This is a genomic window from Ruegeria sp. AL7 (assembly GCF_056536105.1).
The window spans coordinates 2,917,845-2,931,073 of the sequence record NZ_JBQFJF010000001.1 but is presented as its reverse complement, the minus strand read 5'-3'; the positions used below and the strand labels follow the sequence as shown (position 1 = coordinate 2,931,073).

Genomic DNA, 13,229 nt, shown 5'->3' with positions numbered 1-13,229 from the left:
GCTCATTCCAACTGACTGCCATGGAAAGGGAGGACCTATTGATGAATACCAGTCGCAAAACAGGGTTTATGGCACCTTGGAGGAACATGCTTCTTTGGAAGCAAATCGTGATCGCGCTAGTTCTTGGTGTGGTTGCGGGCGTGTTGCTGAACGCAACCGGAAACGCAGCAATTGCGGGCATGATCAAGAACATTGGAACCCTGTTCCTGTCGCTTATCAAAATGCTGATTGTCCCGTTGATCTTCGTATCGCTCGTTTGCGGTATGACATCGGTCAGCGACATGGCCCGCATGGGGCGAATTGGCCTGATGTCGATTGTATTCTATCTGGGCACAACTGCATTCGCGATCACGATAGGACTCGCTTTGGGCCTGCTGTTGCAACCCGGCGCAGGAATTGATCTGAGCACCGCAGCCGCAATGGAACCCAAAGCGTCTCCGCCTTTCATCCAGCAACTTATCGGGATCGTTCCCAAAAACCCAATCGCCGCGGCCGCGGATGGCAACGTGCTTCAGATCATTTTCTTTGCGATTATGTTCGGTCTGGCCATCAACCTGGTGGGTGGCGCTGGAAAGCCGGTCAGGGATTTCTTTGAAGCCCTAAATTCCGTCATCTTGAAGCTGACTGAGATTGTGATCAGTTTTGCACCATACGGTGTGTTTGCACTAATGGCCTGGGTCGCTGGAGCCTATGGTCTGGATCTCCTGTTGCCTTTGGGAACCGTGATTGCTGCGCTCTATATTGGTTGCGTTCTGCATGCCGTCATTGTTTATGGCGGGCTTGTTTCGATCTTTGCGCGCTTGAACCCAATCCGCTTCTTCCAAGGCATCATCGAGCCGCAGATCGTGGCCTTCACCAGCACGTCCTCTTCGGGGACACTGCCGGTCACGATGACGGCGGTTCAGCAGAACCTTGGCGTGAACCGGTCGGTTGCAAGCTTTACGCTGCCGCTTGGCGCGACAATCAACATGGACGGAACCGCCATGTACCAAGGCGTTGCGGCTCTTTTCGTGGCACAGGCCTTTGGGATAGAGCTGGGCATGTCGGAATATGTCACAATTATTCTGACGTCGACACTTGCCTCCATCGGCACCGCTGGTGTGCCGGGTGCCGGGCTGGTGATGCTGTCGCTTGTTCTGAGCTCGGTCGGCCTGCCTTTGGAAGGTGTAGCCATCATCGCAGGCATCGACCGCATTCTCGACATGGCACGTACATCGCTCAACGTTACCGGCGACGCTGCCTGCACCGTCATTATTGCGAAATCCGAAGATCAACTGGATCTGGATGCCTACGATACGCCCCATGTGCTAAAATCACCCGACGTTTCGCGGGCGTAAGTGACAAAGCACATCACTGCGGCCGCCCCGAAAAGGGCGGTCGTTTTCTGCTCAGGACGTCGCCTGGTTAATGCCGTCACCCTCCGCCCTTATCCCAACGCGTAAATTCAATTAAGTTGATCCCCGGTAATGACACAGGTTGGCGGGGAAAATTGGCCGGCCACGCTGACCCTGTCCTTGTTCTGCTCGCTTGAGCGTCTGGACAAAACCGGCGAGCAGGTCTGGAACGCACTATAGTCCCACGGACGGTTCGGGAATATTTGTCAGATCAGACCAGATTTGCGCGGTCCCCTCGCCCTGTTGATCAGAGAGGCGGATCAGCATGATGCCCAGATCCTGATGCGGCAGGTCATGTAACCGCCGCAGCCGCCCTTCGGTTAAATGCCGCTTGACCAGGGTCAGCGGCAACCACGCCACCCCAATGCCATCCAGCGCGTATTCACAGGCGGCAAGCGTCAGTGCAGTTTCCGCCTTTGGGGACAGCATCACGCCTTCGGGCAACAGGGGCAGAATGCTTTGGCTGAACAGGCGCCCCAGGAAAACATCTGGGGGATATGAGATGAACGGGATCTCGGGGTCATCAACGTGGAGCGCAAGATCGGGTGACGCCACCGGCACCAATGTATCGCCGCCCAGCCGACGCATTTCAAACGCCTGTGGCACCGCAGGGCCGGGGGCCTCCGGGCGTTCATATGTCATTGCGAAATCGGCCTCGCCGGACAAAAGCAGCATCAGGCAATTGTCCCGATTTCCGGATCGCACCCGCACGGAAATGTCCTGCGATTGGGTCAGTTGCCGCACCACCCACGGCGAGATTGTGGTGGTGATGGCGTGCTGGCACACAAAAGTCACATCCCGCTTTGCGCCCTCTGCGGCCGCTTTCAAGTCGTGTTGCAGGCGACGCAGCCGCGCGCCAAGCTCTCGCAGTTCTGGTTCCGTCGCCTGCACGCCGGGCAGGATGGTGACCGGCTTGCAGGACCGGTCAAACAGGGGTGCACCGATGCGCTCTTCGATCAATCGCACGCGCCGCGTGAACGCCGATTGGGTCAGAAACCGCCGCTCTGCCGCCCGTGTCAGGGACCCCGTGTCGATCACCGCCAGGATGTCATCAATCCAATCCAACTGCATGATGTCACCATAGCGGCACACTGATATTATGCAAGATGTGCATTTTATAGCGCATATTTCGAATTAGAATAGTGGGAATGACCTCCATAAAATGCGAGAAAACCAATTTAGGAGTTTTCCGATGCATCTCTCCCGTTACCCACGCCGCTTCATCGCCCACCTGCCCACCCCGCTTGAGCGCCTGGACCGTCTGACCGCAGAGCTCGGCGGCCCGGAAATCTGGATCAAACGTGACGATTGCACCGGCCTGTCCACCGGCGGCAACAAGACCCGCAAGCTGGAATTCCTGATGGCCGAGGCCGAGTTGCAGGGCGCAGAGATGGTGATGACCCAGGGGGCAACCCAATCAAACCACGCGCGCCAAACGGCTGCTTTTGCGGCGAAACTGGGCATGGAGTGCCACATCCTTTTGGAGGATCGCACCGGCTCCACCAACCACAACTACAATTACAACGGCAATGTTCTGCTGGACCATCTGCATGGCGCCACCACCGAAAAGCGCCCCGGTGGTCTGGACATGAATGCCGAGATGGAAGCGGCTGCCGACAAGCTGCGCGCAGATGGCAAAAAAGTGTACACCATCCCCGGGGGCGGGTCGAACCCGACCGGTGCGCTGGGCTATGTGAACTGCGCGTTTGAGATGCTGGCGCAAGCCAATGATCGCGGGTTGAAGCTCGACCACATCGTTCACGCCACCGGCAGCGCAGGCACGCAGGCCGGTCTGATTGTGGGTTTGAAAGCAATGAACGCACAGATTCCTCTTCTGGGCATCGGCGTACGTGCGCCCAAACCGAAACAGGAAGAAAACGTCTATAACCTCGCCTGTGCCACCGCCGAAAAGCTGGGCTGTGCCGGTGTCGTGCAGCGCGAAGATGTGGTCGCCAACACCGATTACGTCGGCGAAGGTTATGGCATCCCGACCGACAGCGGCATCGAGGCGATCCAGATGTTTGCCGAGCTGGAATCGATCCTTCTCGACCCGGTCTATTCCGCCAAGGGGGCCGCGGGTTTCATTGATCTGATCCGCAAAGGTCACTTCAAGAAAGGCGAACGTGTCGTCTTCCTGCACACTGGCGGGTCGGTCGCGCTCTTTGGTTACGACGCGGCCTTTGATCACAGCAATCGCTGGGTCGGCTGACGCCAGACAGTACCAGGTGTGTGCGGCCTGACACAGGCTGCGCGCGCCAATTTCACATTCCCGCAGTCAGGAGCGAACCATGGTGTCGCTGATCAGGTCCCGCTGGGACACCCACTTTGGTGGCATTCTTCTGGTGTGCGTGATTGCCGCCGCCGCGACCTTTCTGTCCGAACATTACGGCGCGCCTGCGATGCTGTTTGCACTGCTGATCGGCATGGCGTTCCACTTTCTTTATGACGATCAGAAATTCACCCCGGGGCTGGAGTTTTCCGCCAAAACGCTGTTGCGATTCGGGGTCGGCCTGTTGGGCCTGCATCTAAGCATTGGGGATGTGGAAAGTGTCGGGCTGGGCGCGGTGGGCGCGGTTGTCGGCTTTGTCATGGCAACACTGGCCTGCGGGGCAATCCTGTCCTTTCTCTTCGGTCGCAAACTGGCCTTTGGCCTGTTGGCGGGCGGGTCTGTGGCGATCTGCGGGGCCTCGGCCGCCCTTGCCATCACTTCGGTTCTGCCCGCGAAAGATGACCGCGAACAGGATACGCTGTTTGTTGTGATCGGCGTCACCGCCCTGTCGACCATCGCAATGATTGCCTATCCGGTCTTGTTTGCGGCCCTGGGGATGAGCGATCTGGAAAGCGGATTTCTGATCGGGGCGACCATTCACGATGTGGCCCAGGTTGTTGGTGCCGGATATTCGATCAGTGACGAGGCGGGGGTGATTGCGACCTTCGTCAAGATGGTGCGCGTGGCCTTGTTGCCGGTGGTGATGATTGTGGTCATGGCGAGCTTTCGCGGCGCACAATCCCAGAAGATCATCCTGCCGTGGTTCCTTGTCATGTTTGTCGCGCTGGCGATTTTGACAAATACCGGGCTGGTGCCGCAGGTGATCACCGATGCAATCGCCACCCTGTCCGGCTGGTGTCTGGTCATCGCGATTTCTGCCCTTGGGGTGAAAACCAGCCTTGCCACCATTCTGCGCGTCAAGCCCAGCTATGGCCTTATTCTTGTCGTCGAAACCCTCTTCCTTCTTGCGATTGCCGTGGCATTTGTCATGGGCTTTGGCTTTTAAGACTGTGTTGCACGAATAGCGGCTGGGCCGCATTTGCCCCTTTCCCCGGTTCGTTATGCGACACGTTCATAGGTCGCACGACCGAGATGGGTCATGCGGTTGAGAGCTTTGACAGCGATCTTGGTTTCGGTTGTCTGACTCTCCATTTTGCGACTGCGCAGCTCCGGTCCGATGACCTGTTTGTAGCGCCCGATCTGGGCCTCGCCGCGTGATCTTTGGCCATAGCCAGTGGCCTTCTTCCAGGCCATACGACCTCCCTTGGCGATCATGTCGATATGGGCGTTGCGTGTTTTGCAATCACCTGGGACGGCATTCTTCGGCGGCGGTACGATCAGTTCGACATCCGATCCCAACGCCTGCCGGATCGTCGCTGTGGTCGGCGCACCATCATAGGCGCCGTCGCCGATGATACGATGAACAGGACCTGCCACATCAGCCAGCAATTCGGGCAGTGCGCCGGCGTCTCCGATGTGCTCGGTTGTCAGGCAGGAGGCCAAAAGCTCCGCGCTCTCGGGAACGAAGCCGATGTGCAGTTTGCACCATGTTTTACGGGCCTTCGGTAACCCGTGTTTCTTCTGCATCCAGTCTCGACCGCTGTGAACGCGAAGCCCTGTGCTGTCTACGATCAGCGTCACTGGGCCGTTCGTGGGCCGGGTGTTCGGTGTGATCCGAAGCAATTGTGCGCGCCGGCAGAGCGTGGAAAAATCCGAAACGGGAACGTCGATCTGCATGAGCCGTAGTAGGCTTCGTACAAACCCTTGCGTTTGCCGAAGCGGCAGGCCGAAGACGGCGCGCAGGGTCAGGCAGGTCTCAATCGCCAGGTCAGAATACTGCCGCTGACCACCACGTTTCCCCGACCTTGGGGCGCACCACCCGGATACCGCATCCTCGCTGAACCAGACCGTAACATCACCACGCTGGCGAAGCGCCTCGTTGTACTCAGGCCAGTTCGTGACCCGGTACTTGGCCTTCTCAAACTTGTCCCGCCGCGTCGCGTTGTGCTTGAAAGGCATCCCGCCATCCCGTCATCAAATCAAGCAACTGGCTACGCCGATGAAACGATCCGTGCAACACGGTCGGATGAACCGCAGGCATCCATGCCTACGACGCAGGGCGGAAGCGTCTCAAAAAAGGCCAGTAGCTTCGCGCGCTTGATCGGCTTGTTGAAAATAACCCGGCCGCTCTCAGAAATGCCGTGCACTTGAAAAACGTCCTTGGCCAAATCGAGGCCGACGGTCTTTACTGTCATTGGGTGGCTCCTTTCCTAGCAGTCGTTGATAACTGCACTTTGGCACATTCGATGCCGGTGGAGCAGGAGCCACCCACCTCATCCGCTTTGGTGGGCGCACTGCAGCATCTGTTAGGAATGGTGAAGGTCAGCAATGGGTCGTCCCCGATGTATCATCTCGCCGTGCGACAGCTAATACTGCGTTGCCTCTGATGTCGGCACGGATGAATGAAAAGCCCAAAGGGTGGAGCATTCAGGTCAACGGAACTGACTTCTCACTCTCGCCGCGGCGAACGATTTGCATATCATCCGCCCTGCGGGACGACGACGAAAAGGGCCTTCGCAGCAGTCGCTCCAAAGTCCGCTGCCTGGAAGCACGTCAAAACCACATGTCCTTTACAGTTCGGCTGTCACGAGGAAGTTCTCGAAAGCTGTCGTGCCCCTCGAAGTGACGGATTGGAATCTCACTGATTGGTGAAGGATCAGACATTCGAACATTAACCGCGGACAGTTTGCGGCCGTTTTCGTCCGAGAAATACGCAACGTAGTGCGTCACACACCCGCAATTGGCGCAGAAGTGGAAATGGATATCCCCGCTATCGCGACGCAGATATGTACTTGTTTTCCCGGTAGTTTGAATGTCATAGCCAATGTGCCCGTAGGCCCAAAGGGCACCGTAACGCCGACAGATTGTGCAATTGCAGGCCGTGACCGACTTTGGCACAGCATCGAGAGTCCAGCCAACTTCGCCGCAGTGGCAAGTTCCTTTCAGCATGTATCAATCTCCGCTCTCGGCACTGACGGCATCATGACGACCGACTCAAGTGCTTTGGCCCAGGCGCGGATCGCCGCTTGGGTCAAGCTGCACTTGTGGCCTTCCCTTGAACAGCAGTTAGCCGATTTACATTCACGGCGATACACAGCTGGGTCACAGGACCACTGGGCGGAGATGCGTGACTGGCTGGTTCGGAATGACGTTCCTGCTCCAAAAAATCTGCCGGGGTGGCCAGAAAAGGAATAAGGGCTGGCTGAGGGGGTCGAGGCCAGCCCCTATCTTCGTCACGAGGGGGTAAGTGGTTATTCTGATCCCAATCTATCCAACTCAAGCAAAGCCCGAAATTGGGGGATTCCCGTAACATTGCAAACTTCACCGAAAAAGTTTGTTTCCTAAAGGCGAACAGTGAGTTTCAAAACGAGATGTGGACACAATTTCGCCACAATGCGATCCTCTATCCGTGGATGGCGCGTGTTGATTTTAGAGCGTTCCAGTTTTTCCATCTGGATTTGGGGGGTTGTTGAGTTCGGCGCGCCGCCCCACGAGTACTTCATCGAACCGCCAGAGTATTGAACTGCACTTTCCGAGTGCCGGAGCGCCAACGCACTTTTCATCTCATGAACGCAATTTGAACACTCTCCGCAAATATCAGTGCGGAGCGGCGCGTCTTGATGGGGATTATGATTTCAATGAGGGGGTACGAGTTCGGCGCGTCGTACCACCACCGCCGGACATACTCGTTGTCCTTTGATTTGTTTAAATACTATCTTTTGATCCGGTTTGCGATTTTTGTGAATGGGTGATTAGTGGAAGAGAATGAAGGCGTCTGGTTTAGCCAGGTCATGTATGACACAACGTTGATGAAGCCCATTACCTCCGAGCAGGCTTTAAGCAACTTGCCGACTGCTGGTGCAGTAGACAACAAAAACAGGGCTGGATCGTTCAATCCCGTGAAGCCTATCCTAAATTAGTTTTTGGAATGTATCCGAACAAAAAGCTTCAGGCGCTGCCCGAAATTTTCAATGGGCCATATGGTCCAGTCGTATCTCGCGCGGTAGCGAATGTACTTCGCGAAGCAGAACTGGGAAAAACGAAAATCTATCCTTTGAACGTTTGCCAACACGACCGTGTGACACCAGTTGAAGGCGAGTATTTTACACTCGCCCTTGGTGAACAAAAAACGGCGTTTGTTCCGGATCGGTCGAATATGGTCAAACCTATGGGGAATAAACCAGATACTTGGATGAAGCGGGGCATGAAACCCAAAGACTTCGACATTGTTGTTTCAGGTATAGCCTTGGAGGGACCCGATTTGTGGGTTGATCCGCGCTTGTACTGGAGCCTGTTTTTTAGCGCCCGCTTGGTAAAAGCGCTGAAGGCAGCGAAGCTCACACGCCGCTTCGGACTGAGTAAATGTAAGGTTGTTTCCATTCACTAAAGGGGTACGAGTTTGGGGGTGACGCATTATCGATACCGGCCAAGTCATGGGAAAATCTGGCTGGTTGTTAGGGTCCTATTGGAGGCGGTTTGAAATCTATTTCAGTGCAGAGTAGCGGCCCGGATTTTTGGCTCATCGCCGGAATACTTCTGGGCGTCATCCTACTGTATTTGACCTTGCGATTGATGCTCCGCGTATTCGGGGCAAACAAAGAGAAAGTCTCGTGCCGCTGGAAGAGAGAAACCGCGCAGGACAAGGAAACTCTGTGCGCTTGGAATTGTCGGGCATGCGGTGTTACAGCATATTCTGGAAACGGACGGAAACCCACAGGCTGTCGCAAGTCCGCCAAACCACAGAGCTTATAGTCAGGATGGCACGGACATGAATGTAGATGAACCGAAGCTGGTGATGTCAGACAGGTGCAAGGCTGTGCTTTTAGACGGGTATCGGTTTGAAATCGAAATCTACCGCTTGGACAACCAGGACAAATGGACGTTGGAAGTGGTGGACCATGAAGACGCCAGTTATGTCTGGGACGACAAGTTCAATTCGGACCAAGCGGCCCTTGATACAGCAATTGAGGTTTTGAACAACGAAGGCGCGTTGGGCTTCATGGGGAATGAGTAGAAACCTTAGGTAATCTTAGTGTGGCTAGTGCCGAAACCAAGCCAGATATCCAGTGGATCTTTACACTTCCTGAGTTCTTTTCCTGACTTTCCTGCGTGCCCTCGCTGACCGTTTTCTACACCCCTCAGAGCAATACCGCGCATCAGTCCTGCGATAGTCGGGCAGGTCATCCCCACACCACCGACAAACCCAAATGCCTTGCTTCACACAGCATAGCATCGCCTTTGCCCGCTTTAAAACCGGAAAGCGGTCCATCTCTGCTACCGCGAACCTGTCAGCGCGAAAAGCTGGAAGCGGATGAGGTGGGTGGCTCCTGCTCCACCGGCATCGAATGTGCCAAAGTGCAGTTATCAACGACTGCTAGGAAAGGAGCCACCCAATGACAGTAAAGACCGTCGGCCTCGATTTGGCCAAGGACGTTTTTCAAGTGCACGGCATTTCTGAGAGCGGCCGGGTTATTTTCAACAAGCCGATCAAGCGCGCGAAGCTACTGGCCTTTTTTGAGACGCTTCCGCCCTGCGTCGTAGGCATGGAAGCCTGCGGTTCATCCCATCATTGGGGCCGTCAGCTGCGCACGCTCGGCCATGATGTGAAGCTCATGCCCGCTGGTTACGTCAAACCGTATGTGAAGCGAGGCAAGAACGACGCGGTTGATGCGGAAGCAATATGCGAGGCAGTTCGACGCCCGACCATGCGCTTCGTCGAGATCAAGACGGAGGACCAGCAAGCTATCCTCTCGATCCATCGCACGCGCGACCTGGCCGTCCGGCAGCCGCACCCAGCTGGCCAATATGATCCGCAGCCTGCTGCGCGAGTTCGGCCATATTCTGCCCATTGGGATCGAAGCGGTGACGGCTTTTGCGAAGCGTCACTTGGCTGGGGATCACCCGGACATGCCGGAGATCGCGACCGGCATGCTCGGCATTCAGTGCTATCAGTTCATCGGCCTGAACGAGCGCATCGACGGATACTCCAAGATGATCGAGCAACATGCCCTGTTGAACGCAGATGCGCGCAGGTTGATGCGCATGCCGGGGATCGGGCCGATCACGGCTTCAGCGATTGTCGCCACTATCGGCGATGCGCATCAGTTCCGAACAGGACGAGATCTGGCCGCCTGGCTGGGCCTCACCCCGCTCAACAAGTCGAGCGGCGGCAAAGAGAAACTGGGCAAGATCACCAAGCAAGGGGATCGCTACATTCGAAAGCTGCTGGTTGTGGGTATGACATCGCGCGCGGTCATGGCAAAACGGTCGCCAGAGAAAGTCGATCTCTGGACAGCCAAGATCATTGCCGACAAACCGTTTCGGCTGGCAACAATCGCGATGGCAAACAAGGCAGCGCGTTCAATCTGGGCAATGCTGACAAAGAAACAGGAATACCGGCAGCCAGCGTTCTGACCGCGCAGACTGCCCACGAGATGCAAGACGTTAAAGTGATGATGCGGAAGTAAGTCAACCAAGAGCAAGGACACTCCGGGAATGGCAGCGGCCCTCTGAGGTCGATAAGCCGATTGGAACCTCGCTCGCGGAATTCATCAGGGCCAGTGGAGGCAATGCCAAAACACAAACAGGCCGGACAGACGACAGTACTGACGAAACGACCGCGAAAATCGCTAAAAAACTCTTGCAATGCAGGAGCCACCCACAGATGCCGTTCAATCCGACCCAGTTACTGTCTCCGCTTTGCATTACCGCGAGGCGCCTAGTACCCGACGACTTCCCCCAACACTTCTCCTGCGCCGCCGTCGGGTGGGCGCGTATCTGCGACCGCGGCAAGCGTCAGCGCCAGATCGACTGTATGCACTCGACGCGAGACCCGCTGTGGCGCGAGGCTGAAACCGGCAAAAGCTATGGGCACGTGGGTGTCATAACGCCAGGGCGAGCCGTGGGTGACTGTGACCGAGAGACCGTCGAAATCGTTGATGAACCAGCCGGGGCTGGCCACCAGATAGATGTCGCCCGAGCGGTCGGGGTTGTAGTTGTTGGCCACGGCGCGCATCAGCGCATTGTCGGGCAGGGCGCCCGTACGAATGCGGGACGAAGGCACAGCGAAGGCGATACCTTCGAAGGTCGACAGTTCTTCGGCGATGGCGGTTTCCAGCGCGACAAGGTCGATGTCGTCGCGACTGTGCACCTCTTCCGAGAGGGTGAGGTAGGGGTGGTCATAGCCGGCTATCAGCGGATCGCTAAGGCCAAAGCGCGCGCGGATGCGATCGGCGGCGGGCTGGGTCGCCCAGTGCTCGGGGTTGACGTAGCCGCCCATCTCTCCCAGCTCGGCCAGGTATCCCGGCGCCTCGGGCGTACCGTGATCGGCGGACAGCGCGATCAGGGTGTTCTCGAGCCCGATCTCGGCGTCGATAAAGGCGAAGAGATCGGTCAGGGTGCGGTCGAGCCGGAGCAGGTTTTCCTCGGCCTCGAGGCTGGAGGGGCCGAAGCCGTGGCCAATGTAATCGGTCGCCGAGAAGCTGACGGAGAGGTAATCGGTGACATCATCCTGCCCCAGGCCCTCGGCTGTGATCAGGGTCTTGGCGAAATCGGCGGTGATCTCGTCCCCGGCAGGGCTGAAGGTGAGCAGCGTGGGGAAATAGGGATCGTTCTTCCACGAAAGCGGATCGACGGTCGAATAGGGGTGCGGGAAGGTGCGCCCGAACCCGGCAAGATCGGTTTCCCAATCCTGATCGTCGCGATCGCCAAAAAGATAGCTATCGATGGGATGGGTCAGCTGCCACGAGGTGCCGAGATAGTTTTGCAGGAAATCCTTAGCGTTCCAATCGGTCACCCAATCCGGGTAGCTGTCGTAATAATAGCTGGAGGTGACGAATTCCCCGGCGGATTTGGAGAACCAGAACGCCTTGCCGGTGTGGCCCGCCATCGAGACGGCACCACGATCCTTGACCGAGACGCCAAAGACCTTGGCGCGGCCCTGGGTGGCGATGGACAGCTCGTCGGAAAAGGTGGTGGTCAGGATGGCGCGGGGCGAACGGCCATCGGAACTGGCGGCAAGCTGGGTGGGGTCGACCTCGGTGTCGGGGTTCACGTCCGCGCCCCGAGTGAGGAGTGGATAGTCGGCGTCCTCGACATTGTAGATAGTGCGCCCCGTGGCGCGGTCGTACCAGAGGTTGCCTACCATGCCATGGGCCGACGGATGCGCGCCGGTGGCCAGCGTGGTATGGCCGACGACAGTTTCAGTATTGGCGTGGGCGTGGTGGGCGTTGTCGTAGTAGACGCCCTGATCCATCAGATAGCGGAATCCGCCCGAGCCAAATTGGTCGTAGTGGCGGAAAGGCAGGTCGCCCCGCAGCTGATCCACAGTGATCTGGAGGATGAGGCGCGGCTTATCCTCGGCTAATGCACCGTTCGCCAAGGAAAACGCCAGGAAGACGGCGCAACTGGCCGTTTGGACAGGTGGCTTTTTCAACATCGAAGGCTCCTTCCTCTCGTCGATCGGCCCACGCGGTGCGCGGGCCGTCGCGTCATCAGTTTAGGGGCAGGACATCCGGGAAGGTCCAGCTGCCATCGAGGATTTCGGCGCGTGGCTGGTATAGCCGGACCGTGTAGTTCCAGCCCGGCGTAAGAGGGATGCAGTTGATCCGGCCATCCTCGCAGCCACCGAAATGGATGGTGAAGGAACCATCCTTATTCGGGGTGGCCGAGGTGTTGTTATAGCTGTTCCGCCCCAAATCGTTTGGCGCGAGGAAGCCGTCAGCGTCGTAGACGGTGATCGACCAGAACGCGTCCACCGGCACGTCTTGCAGCGTCACGGCATGGGGGGTCGCGCCGTCATTCCTATCGACGGCGTCGACAAAGGCGCTGGCCGTCGTGGCCGGCTGCCCCGCCCAGCCCGCCATTCCGATCAGATGGCCCAGCGGGTCCACCTCGTCGCGGCGGCCAAAGGCGATGCTGGCATCAAGGCCGACGGCAGCGGCGAGGTCACTGACCGCCTTCCGCGCAGCGGCAAGGGTGTCAAGATCCCAGTTCGGAGCCTCGAAGGGGCCGGTTCCGCCGCCTTCGAGGCGAATTCCGTCCTGCACCGCATGGGCGCGCGCCGTATCGTCGGGATCGCCCGCGTCGATGAAGGTGCGGAACAGGAGCATCGCGAAGCGGGTCCCGACCTCGTCCTCGGTCAGCTCGTATGCACCGGGTTCGGCATAGGCAAAGTTGTAGTGGTCCTGGCTGATCACCAGCACCGACTGGAACCGTCCGTCGCCCTCCGGCAGCGTCACCGTCACCGGCTGGGACAGATCGATGAGGGCGGACGAATACAAGGTGTCCTGGTTGGGCCGGATGACCGGCTGCGGCTTGTCGGCGGAGGTTACCTCGCGCTCATGGGCGATCTCGCCGACACCTGTTCCGTTGTTCTTCATAGTGAGCCGGAACATCGTATCGCTCTCGGCGCGCATGAGGTTCCGGATCGTGATATCTTCGGCGAGAACTGGTGCGGGTGCGTAGAGGGCAGCGGCAAGGAGAAGGTGTTTCATTTTCTGTCCTTT

11 protein-coding genes and 1 pseudogene are annotated in these 13,229 nt (G+C 57.7%); 6 read left to right on the top strand and 6 right to left on the bottom strand.

Going from position 1 to position 13,229, the window contains the following annotated elements; all coding sequences use genetic code 11:
* Positions 1–20: 20 nt before the first annotated feature.
* Complete coding sequence (locus ACR3E2_RS14705) at positions 21–1,337, top strand: dicarboxylate/amino acid:cation symporter (RefSeq protein ID WP_480492786.1); 1,317 nt, start codon at positions 21–23, stop codon at positions 1,335–1,337.
* Between the two features lie 231 nt (positions 1,338–1,568).
* Here ACR3E2_RS14705 and ACR3E2_RS14700 read toward each other — a convergent pair whose 3' ends face one another.
* Positions 1,569–2,465: a LysR family transcriptional regulator gene (locus tag ACR3E2_RS14700; protein ID WP_480484734.1), complete on the bottom strand. Its 897-nt coding sequence runs from the start codon at positions 2,463–2,465 to the stop codon at positions 1,569–1,571.
* 121 nt (positions 2,466–2,586) lie between these two features.
* Here ACR3E2_RS14700 and cuyA point away from each other — a divergent pair, with 121 nt between their 5' ends.
* Both cuyA and ACR3E2_RS14690 read left to right on the top strand, forming a co-directional pair.
* Positions 2,587–3,603 (top strand): D-cysteate sulfo-lyase, encoded by a 1,017-nt coding sequence (gene cuyA, locus ACR3E2_RS14695; protein ID WP_480484735.1) that lies wholly within the window; start codon positions 2,587–2,589, stop codon positions 3,601–3,603.
* A gap of 79 nt (positions 3,604–3,682) precedes the next feature.
* On the top strand, positions 3,683–4,669 hold the full coding sequence (locus ACR3E2_RS14690) for a YeiH family protein (RefSeq protein ID WP_480484736.1): 987 nt from the start codon (positions 3,683–3,685) through the stop codon (positions 4,667–4,669).
* A 53-nt stretch (positions 4,670–4,722) separates the two neighbouring features.
* Here ACR3E2_RS14690 and ACR3E2_RS14685 read toward each other — a convergent pair whose 3' ends face one another.
* From ACR3E2_RS14685 to ACR3E2_RS14675, 3 genes are all read right to left on the bottom strand, one after another.
* The gene (locus ACR3E2_RS14685) at positions 4,723–5,682 is read right to left on the bottom strand and encodes an IS5 family transposase (RefSeq protein WP_480484737.1); all 960 of its coding nucleotides are present in this window, start codon (positions 5,680–5,682) and stop codon (positions 4,723–4,725) included.
* A gap of 32 nt (positions 5,683–5,714) precedes the next feature.
* Positions 5,715–5,918 carry a hypothetical protein gene (locus ACR3E2_RS14680; RefSeq protein ID WP_480484738.1) on the bottom strand — a complete coding sequence of 68 codons (204 nt, stop codon included), beginning with the start codon at positions 5,916–5,918 and terminating at the stop codon, positions 5,715–5,717.
* A gap of 358 nt (positions 5,919–6,276) precedes the next feature.
* Complete coding sequence (locus ACR3E2_RS14675) at positions 6,277–6,672, bottom strand: GFA family protein (protein ID WP_480484739.1); 396 nt, start codon at positions 6,670–6,672, stop codon at positions 6,277–6,279.
* Positions 6,673–7,651: 979 nt separating this feature from the next.
* Here ACR3E2_RS14675 and ACR3E2_RS14670 point away from each other — a divergent pair.
* The 3 genes and pseudogenes from ACR3E2_RS14670 (at position 7,652) to ACR3E2_RS14660 (ending at position 10,137) form a co-directional block, all read left to right on the top strand.
* Positions 7,652–8,110: a hypothetical protein gene (locus ACR3E2_RS14670; RefSeq protein WP_480484740.1), complete on the top strand. Its 459-nt coding sequence runs from the start codon at positions 7,652–7,654 to the stop codon at positions 8,108–8,110.
* A gap of 381 nt (positions 8,111–8,491) precedes the next feature.
* A complete protein-coding gene (locus tag ACR3E2_RS14665; protein ID WP_480484741.1) occupies positions 8,492–8,737 on the top strand; it encodes a hypothetical protein in 246 nt (81 codons plus the stop codon).
* A 379-nt stretch (positions 8,738–9,116) separates the two neighbouring features.
* A pseudogene (locus ACR3E2_RS14660) lies at positions 9,117–10,137 on the top strand (IS110 family RNA-guided transposase).
* A 304-nt stretch (positions 10,138–10,441) separates the two neighbouring features.
* Here ACR3E2_RS14660 and ACR3E2_RS14655 read toward each other — a convergent pair.
* Both ACR3E2_RS14655 and ACR3E2_RS14650 read right to left on the bottom strand, forming a co-directional pair.
* Positions 10,442–12,160: an alkaline phosphatase family protein gene (locus ACR3E2_RS14655; protein ID WP_480484742.1), complete on the bottom strand. Its 1,719-nt coding sequence runs from the start codon at positions 12,158–12,160 to the stop codon at positions 10,442–10,444.
* Positions 12,161–12,215: 55 nt separating this feature from the next.
* Complete coding sequence (locus tag ACR3E2_RS14650) at positions 12,216–13,217, bottom strand: DUF1214 domain-containing protein (RefSeq protein ID WP_480484743.1); 1,002 nt, start codon at positions 13,215–13,217, stop codon at positions 12,216–12,218.
* Positions 13,218–13,229 lie beyond the last annotated feature (12 nt).

Excerpts from the sequence above, each read along its gene's own strand:
- ACR3E2_RS14705 (WP_480492786.1), top strand. The coding sequence starts at position 21 with ATGGAAAGGGAGGACCTATTGATGAATACCAGTCGCAAAACAGGGTTT.
- ACR3E2_RS14700 (WP_480484734.1), bottom strand. The coding sequence starts at position 2,465 with ATGCAGTTGGATTGGATTGATGACATCCTGGCGGTGATCGACACGGGG.
- cuyA (WP_480484735.1), top strand. The coding sequence starts at position 2,587 with ATGCATCTCTCCCGTTACCCACGCCGCTTCATCGCCCACCTGCCCACC.
- ACR3E2_RS14690 (WP_480484736.1), top strand. The coding sequence starts at position 3,683 with ATGGTGTCGCTGATCAGGTCCCGCTGGGACACCCACTTTGGTGGCATT.
- ACR3E2_RS14685 (WP_480484737.1), bottom strand. The coding sequence starts at position 5,682 with ATGCCTTTCAAGCACAACGCGACGCGGCGGGACAAGTTTGAGAAGGCC.
- ACR3E2_RS14680 (WP_480484738.1), bottom strand. The coding sequence starts at position 5,918 with ATGACAGTAAAGACCGTCGGCCTCGATTTGGCCAAGGACGTTTTTCAA.
- ACR3E2_RS14675 (WP_480484739.1), bottom strand. The coding sequence starts at position 6,672 with ATGCTGAAAGGAACTTGCCACTGCGGCGAAGTTGGCTGGACTCTCGAT.
- ACR3E2_RS14670 (WP_480484740.1), top strand. The coding sequence starts at position 7,652 with ATGTATCCGAACAAAAAGCTTCAGGCGCTGCCCGAAATTTTCAATGGG.
- ACR3E2_RS14665 (WP_480484741.1), top strand. The coding sequence starts at position 8,492 with ATGAATGTAGATGAACCGAAGCTGGTGATGTCAGACAGGTGCAAGGCT.
- ACR3E2_RS14655 (WP_480484742.1), bottom strand. The coding sequence starts at position 12,160 with ATGTTGAAAAAGCCACCTGTCCAAACGGCCAGTTGCGCCGTCTTCCTG.
- ACR3E2_RS14650 (WP_480484743.1), bottom strand. The coding sequence starts at position 13,217 with ATGAAACACCTTCTCCTTGCCGCTGCCCTCTACGCACCCGCACCAGTT.